Genomic DNA, 26216 nt, shown 5'->3' on the forward strand with positions numbered 1-26216 from the left:
CGGCTCTAACGGGCGCGACAAAATCACCAACTCAAATACAAAAAAGGGAGTGTATGCTCCCTTTGTTAATGCCTGAAAAATGCTAATACCTCTTACAGACTTGCCACTTAAAAATTATTGACACTTCAATGAGTTATTAATTAGTACTAGTTATTTTCATACTTGACAATACTACTGCTCTATCTAAATCTATTGCGTATTTCAATAAAAGCGACCAAGGGAATGCGATCAGGATGGAGCAACAAAAAACAAGAAATGTCATTTTAATCACGGAGGGCAGTCTGCAGTCATCTCTGCTGAAAGATGTATTGGAGACCAAACTCGGTATTAGTGTTGCTCTAATCATACCAGACTCTCTTATTCAAGGAGCGTTAGATTCGCCTTTAGCGTCAGCCATTATTGTTGATTGCAGCGTGATCACTGATGAAATATTTCGGCGTTATTCGGAATTTAAAGAGTCGCAACAGAAAGATACGCTCGAAATCTTAATTAATTGTGATCAATCCATTTCGACTGAAGATCTTTTTACTTGGCGTACTCTAGCAGGTATTTTCTATACTTCTGATGATATAAAAACGCTGCAAGTTGGGATTGGTAAGGTGCTTCAGGGGGATATGTGGTTCAGTCGTAAGTTTTCTCAGCAATACATTACTCACCTTCGTCGCCACTGCAAACCGATAAATAAGAATGTTCCCGCTATTTTGACCAAACGAGAGCAACAAATAATTACCTTTCTCTCTATGGGGGCTTCCAATCAACAAATTGCCGAACAACTATTTGTGAGCGAGAATACGGTAAAGACTCATTTACACAATATTTTCAAGAAGATTGAAGTAAAAAATAGAGTCCAAGCACTTATTTGGGCGAAAGAAAATATTTCGGATAACTCGTTAACAGTGTAATGTCCTTGAAATATTGCGTTATTTAATTTAGTGAATTCTTAATCATTACTGTGACCTAAATGTGTTAAAAGTGTTTCTTTTATGAGAAACGCTTTTTTTGATTCTCTTTTTAATAACTTTGGAATTTAAAAAAGTAGCAAATAACTTTACTCTGTGGACTAGCACTTACATATCACACTAAGTGCGGGCGATTAACGACGAATTTAAGAATGTTAAGTCACTGAAAGTATGAGAAACATTATGGAACAGTATATGGAAAAGCCTGAAGTCCTAATGCTCACTCAACAAAGTTTACAGAGTGAAAACTTTAAGGAAATGCTTTCTAAAAATATAGAAACTAAAATAACGATCATAGATACTAAAAACCCTAGCTATCACGAACTCATTCCGGAACGCTACTTTTTGCTTGTTGATTTTTCAGTTGAGATTCCATCCGAAACTTTAGTTTATTTAAAAGATAGTAATAAAGTGCTAGGAACCATAATGCTTAATTTAGGTTATGACTTAGACACAGAAGAACTCGCCTCATGGCCGCATGTAAAGGGTATATTCGGTCCGGGAGACTCCATGGACAAGGTGTGTCAGGGGTTAAAAGCAATAATAAAAGGAGATAATTGGCTGTCTCGGAGATTACTGGATCAGCTGGTTAATTATTATCGAGGAAAAGATGCGAATAGCATTATTGAGCCTGCTATCGAGGTAGAGCTTACTCGGCGTGAAATTCAAGTTTTAAAAATGTTGAAAGAAGGAGGCTCAAATATGGAAATTGCTGATTCTTTATTTATCAGTGAGCATACTATTAAATCACATCTATACAATATTTTTAGAAAGTTAGAAGTAAAGAACCGTACGCAAGCAACAAGTTGGGCTAGGCGAAATCTGTAGTACTAGTATTAACTCACTGTAATAAAAAGAAAATACTCTATAAAGTACTAAGTTTTATATTTATTATTAAAATGTCAGTCTGAAATATCATCCCATATTCAAACTTATTCCTATTCGGTTGACTATTAGACTTCTCATGTCTGTTACAAATCTACTCAGACATAGAATAAAAGGTCTATTCAATTATTGAGACAAGAGGGAATAAAAATGAGCACAAGTGACAATGACACGTATCTAGGCGATGCAGGTGTAAATAACCAATTTGCTGATTTCGATGGCGGCGATGACTTGTTTATTGGTTTTGGTGGTAATGATTCGTTTGTTGGCGGTGGCGGTAACGATTATGTGATCGGCGGCGACGGTGATGATCGCCTAACTGGTGGTGCTGGTGATGACATCCTAAGGGCTGGTACAGGAAACGATTACCTCGGCGGTGGTACAGGTAATGATTTGCTTTTGGGTTTGTTGGGTGACAACAAACTAAATGGCGGCGTCGGTGAAGATATTCTCGTAGCTGGTTCTGGTGATAATGTTCTAGTAGGCGGCAGCAATGGCGATAAGTTTGTGTTCACGGATAAGTTTGGTGGCCATGGCGAAGCAAAAGTTGTGGATTTCACCATTGGTGAAGATTCTTTGCACATTATTAGCGACTCGGTCACAGACTTCGGTGATTTAAGCTTTAGCTATGATGCTGTAGGTAATGCCGTGTTTACCGATGGTGTCGATCTAACCGTGAAACTCATTGGCGTTACCGAAACTGATATCAATACTTACGGTGCGGATTTATTTGCAATCTAAATGACTTAAATCACTCAGAATGGGATCAGTTTGTGTGGCTCTGTCACGCTGAGGTGAACTAACTCGGTCATTCTAGAGTGTATTTGAGGCTGTCTTAAGTTAGGTGCTAGCTTTTGCTAGCGCCTACATTTTCAATTTAAACGGAAATAGTCGTGCAAAAAACGGTTTTCAAAGAAGTGAGACAAAAACTATGCACGCTTGCGGGCTTGCTAATCGCTTTTAGCCTTTTTATCAACATACTAGTCCTCTCGATTCCCTTGTACATGCTTCAAGTGTACAACCGAGTGATATCCTCCTATTCAACCGATACTCTACTTTTGCTCACTATTATCGTGATTGTCGCGTTACTAACCATGTCGATTATTGATATCGCTCGCGCGCAAATGAGTAAATCATTTGGTTATTGGATGGACACCAAACTGTCCACTTTTATGCTTAAGCGCAGCATTCAATACCAATCGCACACAGGGAAGAGTTACACCTCGCAAACGCTGCGAGACATTCAGAACCTCAAAAGCTTTTTGAGCAGCCAAGCACCCTATCCACTATTGGATGCGCCTTGGACACCGCTGTTTATTTTGTTCGTATATTTATTGCACCCAGTATTGGGTCACATCGCGTTACTCGGGTCTATCGTATTGTTTAGTCTCGGGCTACTCAATGAGCTAATGACGCGTAAAACCATGCAAGAAAGTGAAGTTAGGGCGATCTCTCATATCAACAACGCCGAGCTAGCCACGCAAAATGCCAACTCAATTCTTGCGATGGGGATGATGAACGCGTTTTTAGAGAAATGGCAGTCGCGCGTGAATGAAGTCAATGTGCTCGAAGAGCGAGTGGCAGGTAAGTCCATTTACATGGCTAACTTTTCTAAGTTTGTACGTGGTTCACTACAGATCTTTTTGTTGGGAGGCGGAGCATGGTTAGTGATCCAACATGAGATTACTGCGGGAGCGATGATCGCGAGTTCCATTTTAATGAGTCGGGCACTCTCGCCGATGGAGCAGGCGATTGGAACATGGCGAAGTGCTATGTCTGCTAAAGGCGCGTATAAACGACTAAAAGAAATCGACGCAATCGTGCGCCAAGATGAATCGAATATGCCACTGCCAAAGCCAAAAGGACACTATGAACTTACTGGACTTGCTTATCGCCATCCTGGTACAGCAGAGCCTGTACTCTCATCGATCAACTTATCTATTCCTCCCGGAGTCGCTGTCGGAGTTATTGGCCCTTCTGGTACTGGTAAATCGACGTTTGCTCGGTTGTTATTAGGTACGATCAAGCCATTAGCAGGTAAGGTTACGCTTGATGGTATGGAAGTGTCTACTTGGGCATCGGAAGACCGCGGCGCCCATTTTGGTTATCTCGCTCAAGAAGTAGAGTTGTTTCCTGGCACAATTCGGGAGAACATCGCGCGCTTCAAAGAGGAAGACCCCGCTAAAGTCATCAAGGCGGCGCAACTAGCAGGATGTCATGAATTAATACTCAAGAAAAACAAAGGCTATGATTTCGTTATTGGCGAAAATGGCCGTGGTTTATCTGGAGGAGAAAGGCAGAGAATCGCACTTGCAAGGGCCGTTTATGGCGATCCATCTATTGTGATTTTCGATGAAGCTAATGCCAACCTTGATGGTGAAGGAGAGGCTGCATATCAACGTTTGATTGCCCATTTAAAGGCGCAAGGATCAACGATTATCGTCATTGCCCATAATCCGAGTACATTACGACAAATGGATAGATTGCTGTATTTGGCTGAAGGTCGAGTCAAATTATACGGTGATAAAGATGAAGTATTAAAACGCTTGATGGGCGAAGAAAGAACAGATATTCCAAGGGTAAGAAATGAGCAATCAACTGCCAGCCGTTAATCAGCATCCGTCTGAAACCGTTTATCGTTTTAGTCCGCAAGCGAAACTAAGCTTTCGAAAGCCAATTTTACTTGGTGTGGTGACGCTAAGTGTTTTTCTTGGCGGTCTAGGCTACTGGGCTGCGACAGCGAAATTAGAGAGTGCTGCGATTGCTTATGGCGATTTGTCTGTTCTCACTAAGCGACAAGAAATTCAACATCTAGAAGGCGGCATTATTGAAAAGCTTTACGTGCAGGAGGGGGACTTAGTTGAAAAAGGTCAATTATTAATTCAACTCTCTAAGCGACAAGCTATGGCGAAGTTGGATTCATTAAGTGGTCAGTTTATTCATACTCTAGCGAAGGAAAACCGTCTAAGTGCTGAGCTAGATGAATTGCCAACGATCGTATGGTCTGATGATCTTGAAAGTATTCCTCGCGTCGATATCGTCCAAGAAGCTCAACTGGTTCAAAACAAGATCTTTGAAGCGAGAAAGCGATTCTTTGATAGTAAGCTGAGCATCATTGAGCAGAGTATTTCTGGGGCAAATTTGGAGCTGGAAAACCTCCAGCAAACCAAAGTAATTGAGAGAGAAAGACTCAATTTTATCGCCGAAGAAATAGACAGTAACCAAGCTCTAGTTCAAAAAGGCTTTTCGGGTAAATCCACCTTACTTCAACTCAAACGTCTTGCGGCGGAAGTGCGGAGTACCTTAAGTCAGTTAGATAGACAATCACTCACAGTAAGCAAAAGGTTGGATGAAAACCAAGCGCAAATTGAAGAGTTGAAGCTTGAAAGACTAAATGAGATTGTCGAGGAGCTACGAAACACCAAAAAGGAAATCGTCGCCATCCGTGAAGAGTATCGCTCAGCCCAAGATATTGTAGCGAGAACAACCATCAATGCACCTATTGCAGGCCGTGTGGTCAACATGCAGGTGTTTACCGAAAAAGGTGTGATTGGTTCGGGTGAAACGCTATTAGAGTTGGTTCCTCAAGACGATAAGTTGTTAGTCGAGGCTCGCGTGAATCCTCAGGATATCGATCTAGTTAACCCAGGTCAGCAGGCGCATGTTCGTCTGACCGCTCTGAATGCTAGAACGTTGGCACCATTAGACGGCACGGTGTTAACGATTTCTGCGGATAAGCTTTCACAAGAAAACCAAGAGGATTTTTACCTCGCTAGAATTGCAATTTCGCAAGAAGATGTAGCCAAACACCGCTTAACTTCAGGAATGAACGCGGAAGTGCTTATTTTATCTGAACCGCGAACGCCTTTAAGTTATTTAATAAAGCCAATCACTGAAAGCATGAATCGCGCCTTTAGAGAAGAGTAATCTCAAAAGTACTTGAGTGAACACGGACAACTGACAAAATAATTTGTTATGGTTACCCGTTACTAGGCCGTATTTTAATTCTAAGGGAGCCGTGGAATGGAGAAAGTGCAGTTAGTCGTCGATTTTCTTCTCACTCATAAACTGATTTTTACCGCACTGATCTTTGTGATTATGTGGTTAATTCGTCGTACCATTTTATCGATGATTCGTGGTGACCATGCCTTTCTTTCTGAAGATCAGCGCAGCTGGATGTCCAGAACTAAGAACGGCACCTTTGCCGTTACATTACTGATTTTATTTATTTTATGGCAATCAGAAATAAACGAGTTTGCTCTAAGTGTCACGGCGATAGCGGTTGCCATTGTTGTGGCATCCAAAGAGATAATTTTGTGTTTTACAGGCTCGATTCAAAGAGCAAGCTCACGTTCTTTTCGTGTCGGTGACTGGATTGAGGTCGGTAAACTGTGCGGCGAAGTGATCGAGCACAATATGATGGCGACGGTGATTCAAGAGATCGACCTGCACCATGGGCAATATCACTACACCGGAAAAACCGCGACCTTACCCAATAGTATGTTTTTTACTTACCCAGTAAAGAACCTCAATTTTATGAAGCGCTACGTCTACCACAATTTTTCTATCGTGGTGAAAGACTTCGTTAATTTGTATCCTCTGTTACCAATCTTGACCGACAAGATTGAAGAGCATTGTAGCTACTTCAGTGATGTTGCGCATCGCTACAATGCGATGATTGAAAAACACGCGGGGGTCGATCTTCCCGGTGCAGAGCCACATATGCACATTTCTAGTAATATCAATGGTGAGCAGATTTTGCATGTTATGATTTTCTGCCCGACCGATAAAGCTAACCACTTGGAGCATTTGATTCGTAAAGACTTTATGGAACTTTATGAGCAGCGCTTTCCTGTGGTGAGTGAAAAATAGAGAAGTGTCGTACGCCAGTTAAAACAAACCCCGCTATCAAACATAGCGGGGTTTGTTTTTCTAACGGTATTTCCAGCTCTAACTATATTCCCTGGATACTTAGCTGAATTTACTTTTCAACATTAAAAACAGAAAGTAAGTACTGCCTAAAATAGCGACCAATGTGCCAGCTGCGACCTGACTTGGATAAATAGCGATTTGTCCCAGCCAATCTGCCCACAACATTAGGGTTGCACCAATTAAGGCTCCGACACTTAGTTGCTCTTTCACTTTTCTTGCTCCTAACATCATCGCCATATGGGGAGCGACCAAGCCAACAAAAGATATCGGACCAACTGTAGCGGTAGAAAAGGCGCATAATAAAGCAACGATGGTGAGCATTAGCGTATTGGCTACGGTGGGGTTAAGTCCTCGTGCATTTGAGAATTGTCGTCCGATGGAAATTAATGTTAGCCAGCGAGAAATCGAGAATACAGCGGTAAGCAGAACCATTATTGCCAAACATAGCATCAGTGTGGTGTCGGCTGTGACTCGATAAATTGAACCAGTTAGCCACAATAAAATTTTGTAACTGTCACCAGAACCTTGAGCTAGTGAAAATTGAACAAGGGCTTCTAATAGTGCCGTTAGTGCGATGCCGGACAACACGAAGTTAGATGGATTAAAATGGCTTCGTTTACCGATAATCAGCAATAACATCAAGACGGACATACTTCCGAAAAAAGCGATGCCCCAGTTGAATGCGGAGAGAAGTGACCCAGTGATGACTCCGGTCGTAATAATGGCAAACGTGGCTCCGGAAGACACACCGAGAATATCGGGACTTGCCAGAGGGTTGTAAACAATGCGTTGCAAAATGATTCCGGCAACGGATAGCGCAATACCGACAGAAAGTGCGGTTAACATTCGCGGCCAGCGCAATTGCCATTGGAACTCACCTGGCACGGACCATTGAATTCCGTTCATACCATGGGTAACGAATGAGTAAGCTAGAATCCCAACCAGACTGAATAGCGCAATGCTGCATACCGCGCGTTTAGAAAGCGCCGTTTTTCCTTGGCTCATTGAAAGGTTAAGTTGATCGGTTGCCGTCAGCTTTTTACGAGTAAACCAAATTAAAGCGGGAGCGCCAATAGCTGCAGCCGCTACGCCGCTAGGAATGGTTTCCTCTAACCATAAGCTCAGCGAGATAGCGGCAGAGTCTGTGATGATTAGTAGCATTGCGCCCAAAAGCATGCTGGTGATCAATTCGTCGCGCGGTGTTCTTGCCCCCATAGCTCTGGCAATATTGGGTGTCAGTAATCCGATGAAGCTGATAATGCCAACTGCGGTGATTGAGGCTGATACCAGCCAAATACCCATCACCATTAACGTGCTAAAAGCAGGTAATACCGCTAAGCCTCGGGCTGCTGCGCCTTCTTGTCCTAGTTTCATTAAGGTCAGAATACGTGGTGCGACGATCAAAATTACGATAGCGATAGCGCAGCGAGGCAATAACCACTCAAACCAATCCCAGCTGTATTGAGAAAGGTCTCCTGCCCCCCACATAAAGATATTCTGTGCAAACTGAGCGTTTAAAATAATAATGGCTGTGGCGATAGAACCGAGCAAGATATTGATCACCATCCCCGAAACGACCAACGGCAAACCTGTCATATTACGCACACCGGCAATTGATACGATCAGGCCAAACGCCACTAAAGCCCCCGCCATTGCGGCTAATGCAGAGTAATCTGCTACCCAATCGACGAACCAAATATTTACCACAACTAATGCAAGCCAAGCGCCAGAAGAGGTGCCAAGAGTCAACGGCGAGGTGAGGTTGTTCTGCGTTAATTGCTGCATTAAGCTGCCGGTGAGACCAAGCATGGCACCAACAAGCAGAGTAATACTTAACCTAGGAAGCTGAGCTTGCGTAAAAAATACGTCACGAAATTCGCTCGCTACCTCTGGTTTTGTTAATAATTGCCACTGTTCGAAGAGTGATAAATTAGTGTCAATTTGTAGACTAAAGACGCTAAGTAACGTAATCAGCGCCAGATAACCAATATAATGTTTCGTTCTCATTGCTTTGGTGCCAACTCTATTAGACTGTCGGTAATCGCTTCAGCGGTGTATTGCAAAGACATAGCACCGCCATACGCCCACACTGCTCTGACTGAATTTACCCGCTGCTTCTTTACAAACGGCATCGCTTGCCAAAGTGGCGAATCTTTCAGTTTGCGTTCTTCTGGGAAAGGTTGTACGTAGAGAACATAGCTGTTGTGAAGGTTTTGAAGTCGATTAATCCGATCTTGCTTTACCCCCACGCACGTGGGTCCTCTTTAATTGGAGCCAGTAATCCCAGCTTTCTGACCACGTAGTCTGTGGTGGAATTTTCGGTTGCAAGAAACACCGTATTCGGCGTTGAAAAACGCATCACCAGAACACTGAGTGGTTCAGAGTAATAGTGGCGAATTCGCTGGCGCATCTGCGCAAATGAAGCATCTAATTCTGCCAGTTTCTGTTCAGCAAGTGCCTCTTTATTGAATAGCTTGCCGAGCGTACGAAAATGACGAATGGCCGTTTCAGCTGCGGCCTCACTTTCAGAAAAATTAGGTAAATAGATTACCGGAGCAATTTGTTTGAGTAACGGAATCAAGTCTTGCTGTGGAGACGCAGTAAGGATGACATCTGGCTTCAAGCTGGCGATTTTTTCTAAGTTGGGCTCTGCTCGGGTTCCAATATCTTCAATTGACTCTGGTGCAGTTGGATTGACGACCCATTGGCGGTAGCCTGGTAAATTTGGGGCTGCGATTGGTTCTACGTTTAGCGCCAAAACTTGTTCTAAGATGTCCCAGTTTAAGGCAACAACGCGTTGTGGCGCTTGCTCAAAACTATGCTCACCATATTCATCGGTAACGGTGATGACTGCATTTGCATTAGTCATAAAAAATGCCAACAGAAAAGCAGATTGTGTAACCACAGTAAGTAAACGAGCTATTATGCACATACAACAGCCACCTTTTGGCTCGCCAATGTGTTGGCTGGAGTTGGATGATCAATGAGCTTAATCGGTGACTCATACAACTCAGAAAGGCGCTCCTCATCTAGCAACATGTCGGCGTTGCCTTCGAACGCAATTTGACCTTTTTTGAGCGCAACTATGTGGGTTGCGTAGCGCAGTGCTAAGTTCAAATCGTGCAGGATCACGATAATGCCTACGTTCTCGGTTCGATTCAGTTCTGCCAGCAGCGCCATTAGTTGAAACTGATGGTGAACATCGAGCGCCGAGGTTGGCTCATCGAGAATTAAAATTGGCGATTGTTGAGCCAGTAGCATAGACACCCAAGCACGTTGGCGTTCGCCGCCTGATAAGTCATCCGCCAAAGCTTGAGCAAAAGGTGTAACTCCTGTTCGTTCCATAGCCTGCGTGATGATCTGTTTGTCTTCTGTTTTCCAACGACCAAGTGCGCCACGCCACGGAAAGCGGCCTAAGCGCACTAGCTCTTCTACCGTTAAACCAGCTGAGGAGGGCAGCTTTTGTGGCAAATAGGCTATCTGCTTTGCTAGCTCTTTGGCTTTGAGTGATGAAAGGGAAGTGTCGTTTAGTGTTACCGTGCCTTTATCTGGTGACATTTGACCAGAAAGCAGGTTCACCAGTGTCGATTTGCCTGAACCGTTATGGCCCAAAACGACAGTTAGTTCATTCGTTGGGATGTTAAGTTGGTCGATGCCGAGGATCTGACGTCCACCTCGAACGATCTCAATATTAGACAGTTGAAACATGGATGGCTCTCAGGAGAAAACTCCCCTCAAGAGAGGGGAGTAGGAAGTTCAATTACCAGCGGTAGTTTGCGTTTAGCATGACAGAGCGAGACTGGCCGTAGTAACACCAGTAATCGCAACCTGAAACAAACTCTTTATCCAGAATGTTGTTCACGTTTAGCTGTGCTTGCCACTGTGAAGTGATGTCGTAAGTAATTGACGCATCCCAAAGAGTCACTGAAGGAACAGTTAGGTTCGAGCTCTTAGGGTTATCTTTTGATTCACCTACGTAGCGCACACCAGTACCGATATTGAGGCCTGGAATCAGGCTGTAGGCGCTGTAGTCTACCCATGCTGAAGCTTGGTGTTCAGGAATAAGTGCGGCTTGTTTTTTACCTTGGCCAAAACTCTCATCTGTTTTCGCTTTAGTGTAGGTGTAGCTTGCCATCAGTTTTAGATCGTCGGTTAGCTGCGCCGTGCTTTCTAGCTCAATACCTTGAGATGTCACTTCACCTGTTTGTGTCGCGATCCATGTTGAAGGGTTAGTCACCAACGCGTTCTTTTGCGTAATGTCGAACCATGCAAGGTTGATAAAGCCATCCATAAAGCCTGGCTCATACTTCACACCTACTTCTACTTGTTCGCCTTCTAGCGGTTTGTATAGTTCATTGGTTGCCGCATCAATAGTGCTGATCACTTCAAACGACTGAGAGTAGTTTGCGTAAGGTGACAGGCCATTGTTTGCAAGGTACATCACACCCGCACTTAGAGAGAGCTGACCATCATCACGAGATTCACTTTGATCAACGGTAGCGCCTTTGCCAGAGTTTTCTGTTTTCACCCAGTCGTAACGAGCACCGATGTTACCAATCCACTGTTCATGCAGTTTCAATTGGTATTGTGAATAGAGACTTGCTTGAGATTTCTCAATCTCACGTTTCACGTTGTTGGCAGGATCAAGCGGGGTGAAGTTGCCGTAAACTGGGTTCCACGGATTGATGGTGCCAAATGCGTAGTTGTCTTGCTCGTCGCCATCGGTTTTGTGGAATTGCAGATCCATACCGATAAGCACTGTGTGCTCTGCGTTGTCTGTCATCCAGTTGCCGACAGCATTGTTATCGAACGTGATGCTCTGGTTTTTTCCGTCACGGAATACGATGCCTTGCGTTAACTCTTCTTTCGCTGGATCGTTGTTTGAGAACGCGTAAGAGCTGCGCAAGTACAACTCATTGGAGCCGTAGTTGAGGTTTTGCGAGAATGACCACGTGTCATTGATGTCGTGCTCTAGTAAGTAACCTAGAGAAAACTGCGTGCGTTCGTATTTATCGTAGTTTGGCTGACCAAGGTTAGTCGAAGGATCGATTTTGCCAAAGTTAGAACCAATCAGAGTACCTGCTGCCGGGAAGAATGGGTTAGTTGGTACACCGTCATCATGAAGGTAAGTAGCCAAAACGGTCAGCATTGTACGGTCAGAAATGTCGAACTCGACACTTGGCGCTAGGTAGAAACGCTCGTTATTTGTGCCGTCCAGTTCACCGTCTTGGCTTGTCATCAAGCCAACCAAACGATAGCGCACGGTGCCTGCGTCGTTTGCTTCGTCAGCAATGTCAAAACCTACGGATTGGTGTTGGTTGTTGCCAACTTCGACTTTTACTTCGCCTTGAGGCGTAAACGTTGGTTTTTTCTGCACCGCATTCACGATACCGCCTGGTGCCGATTCACCAAACAGAATAGCTGATGGGCCTTTAACGATTTCTACACTTTCTAGGCCGTAAGGTTCGACTAACCATGTGTAGTAACCATCGCGGAATAGGCGGTTGCCGTTTAGGTAAGTCGCTGCATCAAATCCACGAACTTTGAACCAATCAGTGTCGTTGTCTGCGCCATAAGGTTGAGCGGTTACACCAGACGTGTAGCGTAATGCTTCGTCCAATTTTTGCGGTGCACGAACACGAAGTTCATCTTCAGAAATGATAGATACGCTGCGCGGCGTTTCTGCCGCAGGGGTTTCTACTTTAAGTGCTTGCGCGGTGACCGTAATGGTCTCCATTGCAATAATGTCATCTTGTACAACGTCTTCTTGAGCTTGTGCTGTGAATGCAACCACTGCTGCTGTTGGTGCCAAAGCACAGACCAACGCGTTACGGATCGCGATGGTCAGTAAGTTATTCTTTGTCATAAATATATTCCCGACAATTATGATTAACGCTAAGCTTAATTGTAATTATTATCATTTGAACTTTTGTTTCGGTATTTTACTGACTTTTGTATCAAAAGATAGTAAAACGTTCGCAAATTCATTCGCGGTACTTAAAGTCGTTGTTATGTTCAATTGGTTTGAAAAACTGACCCAACCCTTTCCCCAGATGGAAACCGAAAAGCCACCGAAGACACTTTTTGGCTTCTGTCGCTTTTACACTCGTGGCTTTGAAGCCCCTTTACTTGTCATGGCTGTGTTCAGTGCGCTTATTGCCATTACTGAGGTGACGCTGTTGCGTTATATGGGTGAGCTCGTCGATATTCTCTCTAATCAGGATCGCGCAACATTCTGGCAAGATCAGGGTGATCGCATGCTAATGATGCTGTTCTTAGTGGCGGTTGTGATGCCAGCTCTCGGTTTTGTCCACTCAATGGTGATGCACCAAACGTTATTGGGTAACTACCCGATGTCTATCCGTTGGTTGATTCACCGTTACTTGCTAAAACAAGCGGTTGGATTTTTCCAACGTGACTTTGCAGGCCGAGTTGCGACCAAAGTGATGCAAAGTGCGTTAGCGGTACGAGAAACGGTCATGAAGTTGGTGGATGTACTGGTTTATATCAGCGTTTATTTTCTTTCGATGCTTTGGATGATGGGCGAAGCCGATGGTTTGCTAATGTTGCCTATTGTGATTTGGATAGGAATGTACGCGGTTATCCAGTTCTACTTTATCCCTAAAATGAAACAAGTAGCGACAGAGCAAGCGGATGCTCGCTCTGTAATGACTGGACGCATTGTCGATTCTTACACCAACATTTCTACCGTAAAATTATTCGCTCATTCACAGCGAGAGTTGGAATACGCAGAAAGCAGCATGAAGCAATTTTTGGTGACGGTTTACCGCCAAATGCGCATGGTGACTTGTTTGCTGTTTAGTGTTGATGCCATCAACTATTTACTGCTGATGTCTATCAGTGCCATTTCGGTTTATTTATGGCTAGATCACGCTGTAACAATTGGTGCTATTGCGATTGCCATTAGTATTGCGTTGCGCGTACAAGGAATGTCGAAGTGGATCATGTGGGAAGTTAGCGCACTGTTTGAAAACATCGGTACGGTAGTAGACGGTATTAATACGATTTCAAACGACGTTGAAGTGAAAGACATACCAAATGCCAAGCCTCTGCAAATCTCTCAAGGTGAGATCTGCTTTGATCACGTAGGTTTTAACTACAGTGATGAAAAGGCGGTATTTGAGAACTTGAACCTGACCATCAAACCGGGCGAAAAAGTCGGTATTGTCGGTCGTTCAGGGGCAGGCAAATCCACGTTGGTTAACCTGTTGCTGCGTTTTTACGACGTAAATACGGGGAAAATTTGTATTGATGGACAGGATATTTCTCAAGTCGAACAAGAGTCGCTGCGCCAACACATTGGTATGATCACGCAAGACACCTCTTTGCTACATCGCTCAATTAAGGAAAACATTCTTTACGGTGATCCAGATGCTTCAATGGATGCCGTTATCGCAGCTGCTGAAAAAGCACACGCTCATGATTTCATTCAATCTCTAAGAGACGAGCAAGGTAACGTTGGCTATGACGTTGAAGTGGGTGAACGCGGCGTGAAGTTGTCTGGCGGTCAGCGTCAACGTGTGGCGATTGCTCGCGTGCTGCTGAAAAACGCACCAATTTTGATCATGGACGAAGCAACGTCTGCACTTGATTCAGAAGTGGAGTCGGCAATTCAAGAAAACCTTGAAGTTCTGATGGAAGGAAAAACAGTGATTGCAATTGCTCACCGTTTATCAACGATTGCCGCGATGGATCGTTTGATTGTGATGGATGACGGCAAAATCATTGAGCAAGGCTCACACCACGAGCTGCTGCAATTGGGTGGTGTTTACGCTCAGTTGTGGAAGCATCAAACCGGCGGCTTTTTGTCTGAGCAAGGTGATGCTCAACTGCAAGTCATCTAATATGACGCTACACGAAAGAGGGCAAATGCTCTAATGCCGATCAGGTAACGGATTAATCGGCAGATCAATTGCACGCTCTTCCTGTATGTAAAAATCCGATAGACTACGTTTATCGGATTTTTATGCACGTTTCCCAAGCCCTCAACATCATCAAACCAAATCAAGTTGAGATTCTCGCAGATCTCCTGCCAATTGAACTCATCAATAGTGCTTATGAGCTGACTGACACCGTTACTCTAAGAAAACGAAAGCTAATTTTAGAGTCGATGTTGTGGTTACTGGTTGGCATGGCTATCTATAACGATAAATCCATGGCAGATATTGTAAACATGCCCGATATTGCTTACCGCACATGTAAGCCATTTGTTGTTCCAAGTGCATTACCACAGCGAAGAAAAAATTCTCGGAGAATCAGCCGCTAAAGCGCTCTTTGAGTGTACGCAGCGTCATTGGTTCGCTCAGGCTAACTTGCCGAATTGGAATGGTGAGGTTACTCTGCGTCGATGGGGTTTTATGGCGAGCAGAAGACTCGAAAGACAATGCTGAAGCGTTTGCTAAGCCCACGAACAAGGATGGCCAAGAGACGCAGTATCCACAGTTACATATGGTATGTCAGATGGAATTGAGCAGTCATTTGATCACAGGCAGTGCATTCGACTGCTATACCGTGAACGAAATGAAGTTAGCCTAGCAACTTATAGAGACGACCCCCCAATAAAAGCCTAACGCTCTTCGACAAAGGTTTTTGCTCCCTTTTTAGTTATCAAGTATCCGTTATTAAGCTCAGGTTGAGACAGAAGTTTATTTAAGTTTCTGGTGAATACGGTAGCCAACAACAAAACCTATGTAGAATAGCGCTGCGAGAGTAAGCATTGCTGTCGCGTACGCCAGTAGGCTGTTTAACCCTAAACCAAAAGCCAGAGTGAAGGCGATACCATGAATGGCTTCCGCAGGGATTCGGTACCAAGCAGCGTGGACGGAAGATCCAAAGAGGATAAAGGTACTAAGTAAGACAATCGTGCCGCCTATAAAGCCGACCCATCTGCTGTTGTTCATGTTGTAATCTCAGGTGTTACCTAGGTAACGTAACAAAATATTTCAGAGTCTGTATTATACAACCGAGAGAGGGTATAGGTGGTAGAAATATTTGCCTCACAAACTAAGAGGCCATCTAAGTGGCCTCTTTTTAACCGATTTAACGGCATCCGTTGTGATGCAAAGGTGTGAGGCTTGTAAGAAACCTAACCTTTGGCATTCGTGTCGGGTTGTGCTTCTGGTTGTAGCGTCCAATCACCACCAAGCGATTTGTAGAGCGCAATCGTAGCGTGTGCGGTTTGTAACTTTGCTGCGACTCGCTGATCTTGCATCATGCGTTGCTGACGTTGCGCATCTAAAACCGATAAGTGATCAATCAAGCCTGCTCGGTACAGTGACTTGGCTTTGTTGACGGCGTTATTGGTGGCTTTCAATGCATCACCGATTCGGCGCTGATTTTCTTGGCTGCGACCATAAGCAAACAGCGAGGATTCGGTTTCTGCCAAAGCTGCCTCGACCGTATGTTGATAAGACAATGTCGCCGAATCAAAACGCGCTTGGTTGATGGCTTCAATCGCCTCCCACGCCCCCCATCGAACAAGTTCCAGCTTACGCCTGCCGCGCCCATCCAACCGAAAGAATCGCTACTGAAAAGATCGTCAAAGCTTGACGCCGACAACCCCGGAGCGCCTGTCAAAAAGAACTTCGGATATTGATCAGCAACACTTGCTGCTAACTCTTCATTGAGCGCGGCCATTTCGCGCTCTGCTAAGCGGATATCGGTACGACGTTTCAACAGATCGGAAGGTAAACCGACCGGCACCATGTCTTGCATGACAGGTACACTATGCTGCTTAGACAGACGGATTTCGACTTGCGTTAGCGGCTCACCAAGCAATACTGCTAAACGATGTTTGTGCGCTTGTTGTGCAATTTCTAACTGCGGAACGAGCGATTCCATCGCCGCAAGCGTGGCCTTTGCTTGGGCTAAATCGAGATCAGAACCGTAGCCGCTGCGCACGACTTTCTCGACGAGGTCGAGTGTAAGTCGTTGATCTTCTAAGTTCGACTTTGCCAACTCAAGGCGCTCGCTTGCACCTTGGTATTGCAAGTAGTTGTGAATCAAATCCGCCGTGATCACTGTGTTCAAGCCGCTTTGATAAATCTGAGCTTGTTCGAGACGAATATGCGCCGCGTTCGCTTGGCGGTCAATGCGCCCAAACAGATCAACTTCCCAAGCGATACTCGCGCCTGCAAATACACCATCGTGCTGATTATCCATTAGGGTGACGTTACCAATTTGAGGTGGCAGACCCGACACGGAATCACTGAGTGGATTCAATATCGGACCGAGTGAAGAGTCATTTTTACTGAACTGATAGTTCATGTAACCCGCACCGAGACTAATTGTCGGCACCTTGAATGACTCCACCATGGTTTTATAGTTGTTGGCCATTTTCACCCGCTCGGCCGCCACTTTCAGCGGAATGTTTTGGCTCTGCATGTCTTGAACCATTTGATTCAACACCGGATCGTGAAACTTAGTCCACCAAAACTCAACGTGTTGTGAATCGGTACTCAACCCTGCATTTTCGGCGTTCAAGTAGGTTTCTGCCATGCTGGTGGTCGGTGCTTGGTAGTCTGGCCCCACTGCACAGCCCGCTAAACTTAGGGCTAGAACGACAGGCGTTAGAATGAATTTTTTCACGATGACGCCTCCTCTAGCTCAGCGTTGGTTTGTATGGATGGTGCTTTTTCTTTATAAGCAAGGCGATACAGTGCCGGCATGACAAACAGTGACAATATGGTTGCGGCCGCCAAGCCTCCGATGATGGTTGCCGCCATTTGGTCAAACAGCAGATCTGACAGCAGCGGGATCATGCCGAGCGCGGTCGTTAACGCACCCATAGAAATGGCCATAGTACGGTTGACCGTGGCTTCTTTGATCGCGTCAGACAAGCTCTTGCCATTTGTGCGTTCGAGCTCAATTTGATCCATTAGTACGATGCCATTTTTGATGATCATCCCGGTTAGTGTGATAGCTCCGATCAGCGCCATAAAGCCAAATGGTTTATCGAATCCAAGCAGAGCAAACACAGCCCCTGATGCTGCCAGTGGTAGCGTTGCGAGGATGATGATTGGTTGCTTAAAGCCGTTGAACATCGCGACTAAAATGATCACCATGATCAGCATTGCTTTTGGTTGCTGCTTCATGATGTCGGTGACCGCTTTGTCTTCATCGTAATATTCGCCTCCCCATTCCATGCTGTAACCCGCCGGAAGTTGGATAGCTTCAACCTGATCTTTAATGGCATTTCTTACATTCGCTGGTGTGGAGTCTCGGCTCACACCCGCTTGAACCGTGATGGTTTTCACGCGGTCTCGTCGCCAAATCATGCTCTCTTCGGTGACCAGTTCGAATCCATCCACCACTTGACCAAGTGGAACGCTGTTAAAGCCAAGTAGCGAGCGCACAGGTAGCGTTTCTAGTGACGCCATGTTTTGCGATGTGCCACGTAACTGAATTGGAATCAGCTCATCATTCAGGTTCATTTGTCCGAGCGGCATGCCGTCTGATGCGCGTTTTAGCGCGAAAGCGACATCGGCGCGGTTAATTCCTGCTTGACGCATTTTGTCTTGGTTTAGAATCGGCTTGAGCACTTTGCTTTCTTGGCGCCAATCATCGCGAATGTATTTTGCATCAGGGTTTGAAGCAAAAATCGTTTTCGCTTCCGCCGCTAGTTGATGTAATACGGTTTCATCCGGACCAGAAAAACGCACCTCAACCGCGAACTTATCTTTGGTTGCCAGCTTCAGCGCTCGAAAGCGAGGTTCGGCATCCGGAAACGCCTCTTTCAGCCAATCATCGCCACGCGTTACCAAGTGACTGATGCTCTCGTAGTCTTTGGTGTTGATCAGAATCTGCCCGTAGGCAGGGTCGAGCGGCTCAGGCTCTACCGTTACCGAGAAGCGAGGTGCACTGGTGCCGACATAGCTAGAGATACTTTCCACTTCTGGTTGTGCGACCAACCATTCTTCAACTTTGCGCATGTCTGCCGAGGTTTGTTCAATCTTGGCACCATTTGGTAGCCAGTAATCGAGAAACACAATTGAACGATCCGACTGAGGAATAAAGTTCACGGCCACATACGGGATTGCCACGGCGGTGACTAAAATTAACGGAACCAAAGCGGCTAATGCTTTACGCGGGTTGTCCACCGTCCAGAATACCAACTGTTTATAACGGCTCGGTTTGGTCTCTTCGTTGTTAGCTTTTGGCTTGATGAACATCCACGCCATTAATACCGTAAACGTCATCGCGACGATCCATGAAAGCAACAGTGACGATGCCACAATGTAGAACACAGAGCTTGCAAACTCGGCGGAGTCGGTTTTGGAGAACAATACTGGGCTTGCGCCCATAATCGCGATGACAGTTGCGCCTAAAAGTGGCACGGCGGTTTCTTTGACGGAATCAATCGCGGCGCGAGTTCGCTCGATACCTTTGTTGAGCTTGGCGATCATCATATCGGTGATCACAATGGCGTTATCCACCAACATGCCCAGTGCGAGAATAAACGTACCTAGCGAGACACGGTGCAAATCGATGCTGGCGATGTTCATGTATACAAGCGTGAGCAAAATCGTCAGGAGCAAGCTTGCGCCAACGATGGTCGCACTCTTAAAACCCATGAAGACCAACAACACCACAAAAACAATCGCGACACTTTCAAGCAGGTTGCCAACAAAGTCGTCGATAGACTTTTGTACTTCTTCAGGTTGATAAGCAACGGTCGAGATGTCGACACCCAGCGGCAGTGTTGCTTGGTAGTTAGCGATGATGTCTTGAATCGTATCGCCAAGTGACACCACGTTAATGCCTTGAACTGGGCTCACCGCCAAGGTGACAGCGGGCTCTCCATTGTAGCGGTTTTCTGCCAATGCTGGTGTTTGATAACCCATGGTGATATCGGCGATGTCACCAAGACGAATCAATCCCGAGCCAAACTCGCCGGTGCCACCATTGATGATTAAATTGCGAATGTCTTCTAGAGACTGAAACTCACTGGTTTGCGCAATACGAATACGCTCTGTACCTGCATCGAATTTTCCCGCTTCGAACGTGCTGTTTTGTGTGCTCAGTTGGTTCCAAACTTGTGCGATCGACAAACCATATTGAGCCAAGCGCTCGTCTGGCATATCGATATGTACAACGCGAGGTTGAACGCCGTGTAGCTCGATCTTTTTGATGCCGTCGACGGCTTTGATTTGGCGTTGCAGCTCTTCGGCGTAGCGACGCAACTCTTCTGGCGCAGCATCTGTGCTGTGGATAGAGAAAAGCATACCGTAGACTTCAGAGAACTCGTCTTGTACTACGCTGATCTGCGCGCTGGAAGGTAGCTGCAGTTTTACATCGTCCACTTTGCGTCTCAATAAGTCCCATTCCTGCGGAAGTGCTTTGGAGTTAAGGCTCTCTTTGAGGTCAACAAAGACCATAGACAAACCTGGGCGAGACAATGAGCGCAAGCGATCCAACTCTGCCATTTCCTGCAACTTGGTTTCCACGGTATCGGTGACTTGGTGCTCGACTTCTTCGGCAGATGCACCCGGATAAAGGGTCACGACTACCGCAGTTTTTACTGTAAAGCTCGGGTCTTCTAACTTGCCTAAGTCGAAGTAAGAATAGATGCCAGCGATCACGCTCAATACGATAAAGAACAGAACGAACTTACGTTGGCGAATCGCGAATTCAGCTAAATTGATCATGGATACGCACCTACAACGTCTTGATAGTCAGGTTTGGGGCGGCATCGCCCTCGCTCAGATAATGGCTACCGCTGATCACCACATAATCGCCATGCTCAAAACTTCCGGTCACACACGCTTGGTATGCGTCGATAGAGTCAAGATTGACCGGCTCTGAATGAATAACCGCATCACGAACCACATTCACGTGCAGAGTTTGTTTCTCCCCCAAAATTGCAGAATAAGGGAAGCAATGGCTTGAGTTGCTGGTGTTGAGAGCGGTATTTACCGTGACTGCTTTACCGTTGAATAGCGCACTGGAAATCGAATCGATGTCTAGCGTGACGGTATAGGTTTGTTTGAGCAGGTGCTTTTTCGGCGCGATTTCTGCAACGGTTGCTCGGTAGGATTGCTCCGAATCATACCAAGTCAACGATGCTGGCTGACCTAGTGCGAATTGCGCAATCATATTTTCCGGCACGTCGATGTCGACTTCCCAGCTGCCTTCTTGCTGAATTGACACAACACTGCCGCCCGGCAAGGTTTGTTCATGTGGATCAACAGAAACGTCAGCAACAATGCCAGTGAATGGTGCACGTAGAGTGGTGTAACGTAGGGCATCTTTTGCACGTTGGATGTTTTTCTCAACCACTTTGACGGCAGAGACGCTACGTTCGTAGCTGCTGATGGCTCGATCTAAGTTTACGCTGGCAATGGCATCATCAGAAGTTGCTTGTTTTACGCGCTTTAACTCGGCTTTCGCGAGTTTGTGTGCTGATTGCGCTTCTAACATGCGCGCTTGTAATTCTTCTAGTGAGACTTGGTAATCGTGCTTGTCCAGCGTGGCAATGACTTGGCCTTTTTCTACCACGCTGCCTTTATTTACGAACACGCTTTCCACGGTGCCAGGTACACGAAAAGAGAGTGAGGCGGTTTCTTTTGCTTTTACGATCCCGCTGAATGATTTGTTGAGTTCTTCATTCCTTTCATTGACTTCAATCACTTGAATGGGTCTGGATGCGCTTGGCTCCTCAACCTGGGGTTGAGCTTGATTACAGCCGAGTAGAGAGAGCGCGATAGTGCTCAGCGCAGCGGTTTTGATTTGATGATTCATAAGATGGCTCCATAATTTCGGCGCCATCTTATAATTCACAGATGTTCAGATAATCATGCGTACGCATGATTCAATGTCACAAAATTTATGACAATAAATGTAAACTACAAAAGTTTTGGTATTTTATTGCACAAGTGTTCAATAAGTAACCGGCTAGCTTGGTTCAGCGTTTTCGGCTTAGGGTAGAGCAACCACCCCGTTTCTTCTGTGACGGCATATTGAGACAATACTTGCACCAATGCACCGGATTCGAGCTCATTTTTTACCAACAGTTTTGGGATATAACTAATGCCGCGGTCAAGCACTGTGGAGCTTTTGATAAAGCCGATGTTGTTGGAAATGAGTTTCGGTTTGAGCGCTACGTTTTGTTCCTGAAAATGCCAAAGGTTGTCGACATTGCCATTTGGCCAACGAAAACAAATGCACTGATGATCGCTCAACTCTTCTAATGTGGCTGGTGTGCCGTGAGTTTGAAGATAGTTCGGTGAGGCAACGACACATCGGTCTAGCGTTAAGATCTTTCTGGCGACAATGTCTGAATCAAACAGCATGCCGCCGTGCAGCGCGATGTCCAACCCCTGCTGAAACATATCAATAAAGCCATTGTTGATATTGCGAATGTCGAGCTCAACCTGCGGATATTGATCCTGAAATTCAAACAAAATGGGTTGAAGAGGTTCATAGGTTTCTGGCAGAAGGCCAAGTTTGATTTTGCCTCTGACTTCGATGCTTTCGTTACTGGCTTGCTGGTTTGCCGAATCAAGCAAGGTGAGCACTTTTTGCAGATCTTGGTAGTAGGCATCGCCTTTGTTTGTCAGCGAAAGACTGCGAGTGGTGCGGTGAAAAAGTTGCGTTCCGAGGTAACGTTCCAGTTCTCCAATGCGTCGGCTAACATTTGCTCGTGGTAAATCCAAAGCATTTGCTGCCGCTGTAAAGCTGCCAAGTTGGACGACTTTGGTGAACAGTTTTAGATCGTCAATTTTCACTCTTGAACTCCATACTCTTTGAGCGCCGTGCTAAACCCTGACACTCTAGAGTATTGATGTGTGGTATACAAAACTTATTATTAATTATCGAAATATAAATAAGGACTTCAACATGTTGAGATTTATACAACGTCGCCGCATTAAGAAAGTAATTAAGCTAATGAGTACCAGATTGGTGGTGGGATATGGCAGTCGTGAGTACTTTTCCGTCGGTCAGGTAAAGACGAGCACCAGTGAGTTAAGCACGTGCCAACAAAAAATTGCGTTGGCGTTGTACGCGAATCCGCAAGAACTTGATTTGGAAAACCAACCCGAGTTGCAAGCCATCCGCTCTGATGTGGCGCATGACTTCTTTGCTGGTGCTGATTATACCGCTCAAGATGTGCTTAATTTATTCGGTGCTGGTGGCTGGAAAGGCGGCCGAATGGAAGATGGAATGTCTCATCATTTTGGTATGCACAGCCGATACTAGAGCGAGCTAACCTTATAAAGTCTTGTCAGTTAACTCGCTATATCACTTTGCCTTGTGAGGTGTCACTACGATGCTTTGTTAAGCGGTACGCTTTACGAGGCAGAAGTGCTTTTTACCGCGTTGCAGTAACCAGTATTGGTCAAACAGTGGGAAGCTTAAACTCGGGTTATCAGCCGACACTTTTTCACCGTTTACACTGATGGCGTTGTTGCTGATGTGTTCGCGCGCAACACGTTTCGAGCTTGCTAAACCCGACTCAACCAGCAGCTCAACCAAATCTTGTTGTGCACTCTCAATGCTTGGTAAACCATCCAACTCCAATTGTTTTAATTCACCCAAACTCAGTTGTTGCATATTACCGCTGAATAAAGCTTGCGTGATGCGTTCGGCACTGGCTAGACCTTCTTCGCCATGAACAAATCGCGTCATTTCTTCAGCGAGAATACATTGTGCTTGTGGCTTGCCTTGGCTTACTTGGTCTTGCGCTTCAATGCTGGCAATTTCTTCGCAGCTCAAGAACGTGTAGTAACGCAAGAAGTGGTAAACGTCGGCGTCTTCTGCGCCAAGCCAGAACTGGTAGAAGGCGTAAGGAGAGGTTTTGCTAGGATCTAGCCATACTGCACCACCTTCAGTTTTGCCAAATTTGGTGCCATCGGATTTGGTGATCAGCGGCAGAGTTAAGCCAAATACTTGCTCACCATTTTGGCGACGAGTTAAATCGATCCCGCTGACGATGTTTCCCCATTGGTCATTGCCACCGATTTGCAGACGGCAACCGTATTGACGGTTTAGCTCGGCAAAATCGTACGACTGCAGCAGAGCGTAGCTAAATTCGGTGAAGGAGATACCTTGGTCAGGTCGTTGCAGGCGTTGTTTTACCGATTCTCGGTTGATCATGGTATTGATCGAGAAGTGCTTACCCACATCACGGAAGAAGTCGATGACGTTGATCGCTTTCATCCAGTCAGCATTGTTCACCATGATCATTGGCTTGGTCAGTTGGTGATTCATCAACTGCTGAATTTGATTAGAAAGATCGTTAACCCAACCTGAGACGATTTCTGAAGAATTCAGGCTGCGCTCGGTCGCTTTAAAGCTCGGGTCGCCAATCATGCCCGTTGCACCGCCAATCAAGGCAACAGCTTGGTGTCCGGCATCTTGAAAGCGCTTAAGCATGATCAAAGGCACAAGGTGGCCGATGTGCAAGCTGCCAGCTGTAGGATCGAAGCCGCAGTAAACGGTTTGTGGCTGTGAGAGAAGTGTCTGAATTTCTTCCAAATCGCTGGCTTGTGCGATCAAGCCACGATCTTGTAAATCTTGCAGTAATGGTGTCGTCATTCTTTTTGTCTGTCTTAGTGGTTGTTGTATTCAGACTAAAACGAGACACCTTTTCTCTATATATCCCTTAAGGGACAGTTTTTTATCTTGAATGGAGAATAAGGTGATTGAGGAAAAGCTGGAATAACTCACTCAATGAAGACACATTTAACTGCGAGTAAATGCGTTTTCGATGATTTTTGACTGTGCCTTGAACTAAGTGTAACCGCGCGGCAATTTCTTTGGTGTCAAACCCTTGAGCGAGAAGTGAAGCCACCTCTTGCTCGCGACGAGTGAGTGATTCTACGCCAAATGTTGCTAAAGCTTGCTCAATGGCTAATCGCATACTGCCAGAATAAGCACTCTGGGCAAAAACAGGCTCAGAAAAGGTAAACTCCGTTTGTTTCCAGTGCTGCTGACAAAGCGATTGAATTATCGGGAAGTAGGGCTTTAATTTATTGATTTGCTGTTGAGAAAAGTATTTTCCATCATTCATATACCCGAAGTACAGCATGACCCAACGGCCAGGTTCGACTTCGACTAGCATGCTCAGTTCGTCTTTCCACCCGGTCTGATGGTAGAACTGTTCGCAGTAGGAAGTAAAATCAACGCCTTTGCGTGCTACGTCTTTGAGCGTAAATACGCCTTGTTGCTTTGTCTCGTTTAGTTTGAGAAAAAAGGGTCATTTTGAAATGAATCGGTAAGGTAGCGTTGAAAAAGTAATTCTCGCTCGTTCTCAATCGAGTCGTAGAGATAAATAGGATGTTTACCTTCTCGATAACCTAAAATAACCGCGCAATCAAAATGAAAAAGAGTGCGAATGACACGCATAAGCTTAGGAGTAAAGTTAGGCGTATTAAGAGCAGAAATTGCTTCTGCCAGCAGATTATTAAAGTTATTGTCAGGCATGGGATACCGAATCGCAGATGGTTTTGGGCAAGCATAACGAAAAGCTATCCAACGAGAAAGGGAAGTCACCATCTTCTGGTGACTTCCCATGAGAAAGTTGCACAAGTACTCAGTTTTGAGGAGTCATAGCTGCGTTAACTTATTGATAAGGGTGCATAACAACCGTTCTGTTTAAGCGATTAGTTGCTATGCGTTACTGCGAGTTGGTGAGCTCTTCGTTAACCCAATATTTAGAACCAGACACGTTGGCATCGATGAGCAAGCCTTTTGCATTCAATTGATAAACGGCGACGCCACTGTTAAATTGCTTTGAAAGTTGCTCAGAATCTTCGCCAGCTACAGCAGAGGCTTCACTTGTGGCCTCCCATCCTTCGTTGACGAACGTATCAAAATCTTCTTTGCTCTCAAACAGAACCACTTGTTGGTAAAATTTGCCGCCAGCCCCAAGTGCAACGCCCAAACCAAACATATTCATATAAGTGCGTTCTTCTGTTTCCTTATTCACTGCGACTCCTGACCCTGAGTTGGTGTGAAACAATAAAGACAATTTACGAGAGTCAAAGACCGCGTAGCCGTAAGCGTTGTCGTAAATGGCTTTGGCCTCCGGCTTTTCATTAAACAACTTGAGCAAAGCACTATCCGCCATTAAGTCTACGGCTTGGCGAGCTTCTTCTGGCGTGTCGCCTTCCATCAGTTCATCAATTTTCTTGTCGGCTGCATCTATCCATTCTTTGCTTTTCTCGATACTAGCTTCTGTCCACTCGCCCGCGGTATTGATTGCTTCCTCGGACCAGTTCGTGAAATCTTGCCACGCTTGTTTTGAAAAGGCTTTGGTATCGTCCCAAGCATCTTGCGCAGTATCAGAAACCGCTTCGCCTAGCTCAGACATTTTGTTGGAAATATCATCCCAATCTGCGTAAGCGGGAGAGGCTAGGATCATCAATGTGGTAATGAGTGCGATAGACTTTTTCATCAAATTCTCTCTGGAGTTGTCGA

17 protein-coding genes and 4 pseudogenes are annotated in these 26216 nt (G+C 45.5%); 9 read left to right on the forward strand and 12 right to left on the reverse strand.

Annotated elements, in window-relative coordinates; translation table 11 throughout:
• Positions 1 to 233 precede the first annotated feature (233 nt).
• From P4S59_RS18220 to P4S59_RS18245, 6 genes are all read left to right on the forward strand, one after another.
• Complete coding sequence (locus P4S59_RS18220; RefSeq protein ID WP_337168813.1) at positions 234 to 902, forward strand: LuxR C-terminal-related transcriptional regulator; 669 nt, start codon at positions 234 to 236, stop codon at positions 900 to 902.
• 228 nt (positions 903 to 1130) lie between these two features.
• Positions 1131 to 1787, forward strand: coding sequence for a LuxR C-terminal-related transcriptional regulator (locus tag P4S59_RS18225; RefSeq protein ID WP_316684268.1), 657 nt, complete (start codon positions 1131 to 1133; stop codon positions 1785 to 1787).
• 207 nt (positions 1788 to 1994) lie between these two features.
• Entirely contained in the window at positions 1995 to 2585 is a 591-nt protein-coding gene (locus tag P4S59_RS18230) for a calcium-binding protein (protein ID WP_337168814.1), read from the forward strand.
• Between the two features lie 152 nt (positions 2586 to 2737).
• Positions 2738 to 4456 carry a type I secretion system permease/ATPase gene (locus P4S59_RS18235; RefSeq protein ID WP_337168815.1) on the forward strand — a complete coding sequence of 573 codons (1719 nt, stop codon included), beginning with the start codon at positions 2738 to 2740 and terminating at the stop codon, positions 4454 to 4456.
• A complete protein-coding gene (locus P4S59_RS18240) occupies positions 4431 to 5771 on the forward strand; it encodes an HlyD family type I secretion periplasmic adaptor subunit (RefSeq protein ID WP_047008476.1) in 1341 nt (446 codons plus the stop codon). Before P4S59_RS18235 ends, P4S59_RS18240 begins: the two co-directional genes overlap by 26 nt.
• A 96-nt stretch (positions 5772 to 5867) precedes the next feature.
• Positions 5868 to 6716 carry a mechanosensitive ion channel family protein gene (locus tag P4S59_RS18245; RefSeq protein ID WP_005392418.1) on the forward strand — a complete coding sequence of 283 codons (849 nt, stop codon included), beginning with the start codon at positions 5868 to 5870 and terminating at the stop codon, positions 6714 to 6716.
• A 99-nt stretch (positions 6717 to 6815) separates the two neighbouring features.
• Here the strand turns inward: P4S59_RS18245 and fhuB are convergent, their stop codons facing one another.
• The 4 genes and pseudogenes from fhuB to P4S59_RS18265 form a co-directional block, all read right to left on the reverse strand.
• A complete protein-coding gene (gene fhuB, locus P4S59_RS18250) occupies positions 6816 to 8783 on the reverse strand; it encodes a Fe(3+)-hydroxamate ABC transporter permease FhuB (protein ID WP_337168816.1) in 1968 nt (655 codons plus the stop codon).
• Positions 8780 to 9708, reverse strand: a pseudogene (locus tag P4S59_RS18255) (iron-siderophore ABC transporter substrate-binding protein). The gene fhuB and the pseudogene P4S59_RS18255 overlap by 4 nt, the downstream one beginning before the upstream one ends.
• A complete protein-coding gene (locus P4S59_RS18260) occupies positions 9699 to 10484 on the reverse strand; it encodes an ABC transporter ATP-binding protein (RefSeq protein WP_047008474.1) in 786 nt (261 codons plus the stop codon). The pseudogene P4S59_RS18255 and the gene P4S59_RS18260 overlap by 10 nt, the downstream one beginning before the upstream one ends.
• A 52-nt stretch (positions 10485 to 10536) precedes the next feature.
• Positions 10537 to 12642 (reverse strand): TonB-dependent siderophore receptor, encoded by a 2106-nt coding sequence (locus P4S59_RS18265; RefSeq protein WP_337168817.1) that lies wholly within the window; start codon positions 12640 to 12642, stop codon positions 10537 to 10539.
• Between the two features lie 145 nt (positions 12643 to 12787).
• Here P4S59_RS18265 and P4S59_RS18270 point away from each other — a divergent pair, with 145 nt between their 5' ends.
• Together P4S59_RS18270 and P4S59_RS18275 are read left to right on the forward strand one after the other, a co-directional pair.
• The gene (locus tag P4S59_RS18270; RefSeq protein ID WP_046876143.1) at positions 12788 to 14641 is read left to right on the forward strand and encodes an ABC transporter ATP-binding protein; all 1854 of its coding nucleotides are present in this window, start codon (positions 12788 to 12790) and stop codon (positions 14639 to 14641) included.
• Positions 14642 to 14763: 122 nt separating this feature from the next.
• Positions 14764 to 15396: pseudogene (locus P4S59_RS18275) on the forward strand (IS4 family transposase); the annotation flags it as partial.
• 46 nt (positions 15397 to 15442) lie between these two features.
• Here P4S59_RS18275 and P4S59_RS18280 read toward each other — a convergent pair.
• The 5 genes and pseudogenes from P4S59_RS18280 to P4S59_RS18300 all read right to left on the reverse strand — a co-directional run bounded on the left by P4S59_RS18280 (position 15443) and on the right by P4S59_RS18300 (position 22522).
• Complete coding sequence (locus P4S59_RS18280; protein ID WP_046875806.1) at positions 15443 to 15697, reverse strand: hypothetical protein; 255 nt, start codon at positions 15695 to 15697, stop codon at positions 15443 to 15445.
• A gap of 185 nt (positions 15698 to 15882) precedes the next feature.
• Positions 15883 to 17384 (reverse strand): annotated as a pseudogene (locus tag P4S59_RS18285) (efflux transporter outer membrane subunit).
• Positions 17381 to 20443 (reverse strand): efflux RND transporter permease subunit, encoded by a 3063-nt coding sequence (locus tag P4S59_RS18290; RefSeq protein WP_337168818.1) that lies wholly within the window; start codon positions 20441 to 20443, stop codon positions 17381 to 17383. Before P4S59_RS18290 ends, P4S59_RS18285 begins: the two are co-directional and overlap by 4 nt.
• A 10-nt stretch (positions 20444 to 20453) precedes the next feature.
• On the reverse strand, positions 20454 to 21536 hold the full coding sequence (locus P4S59_RS18295) for an efflux RND transporter periplasmic adaptor subunit (RefSeq protein WP_248379446.1): 1083 nt from the start codon (positions 21534 to 21536) through the stop codon (positions 20454 to 20456).
• 104 nt (positions 21537 to 21640) lie between these two features.
• Positions 21641 to 22522, reverse strand: coding sequence for a LysR family transcriptional regulator (locus tag P4S59_RS18300; protein WP_005392703.1), 882 nt, complete (start codon positions 22520 to 22522; stop codon positions 21641 to 21643).
• 112 nt (positions 22523 to 22634) lie between these two features.
• Here P4S59_RS18300 and P4S59_RS18305 point away from each other — a divergent pair, with 112 nt between their 5' ends.
• Positions 22635 to 22994: a DUF6559 family protein gene (locus tag P4S59_RS18305; RefSeq protein WP_012842376.1), complete on the forward strand. Its 360-nt coding sequence runs from the start codon at positions 22635 to 22637 to the stop codon at positions 22992 to 22994.
• A gap of 78 nt (positions 22995 to 23072) precedes the next feature.
• Here the strand turns inward: P4S59_RS18305 and tyrS are convergent, their stop codons facing one another.
• The 3 genes and pseudogenes from tyrS to P4S59_RS18320 all read right to left on the reverse strand — a co-directional run bounded on the left by tyrS (position 23073) and on the right by P4S59_RS18320 (position 26193).
• On the reverse strand, positions 23073 to 24332 hold the full coding sequence (gene tyrS / locus P4S59_RS18310; RefSeq protein WP_337168819.1) for a tyrosine--tRNA ligase: 1260 nt from the start codon (positions 24330 to 24332) through the stop codon (positions 23073 to 23075).
• Between the two features lie 82 nt (positions 24333 to 24414).
• A pseudogene (locus P4S59_RS18315) lies at positions 24415 to 25220 on the reverse strand (response regulator transcription factor).
• Between the two features lie 193 nt (positions 25221 to 25413).
• Complete coding sequence (locus P4S59_RS18320) at positions 25414 to 26193, reverse strand: hypothetical protein (RefSeq protein ID WP_337168820.1); 780 nt, start codon at positions 26191 to 26193, stop codon at positions 25414 to 25416.
• Positions 26194 to 26216: the final 23 nt, after the last annotated feature.

The sequence above is a fragment of the Vibrio sp. M60_M70 genome (assembly GCF_037162085.1).
Taxonomy (GTDB): domain Bacteria; phylum Pseudomonadota; class Gammaproteobacteria; order Enterobacterales; family Vibrionaceae; genus Vibrio; species Vibrio diabolicus.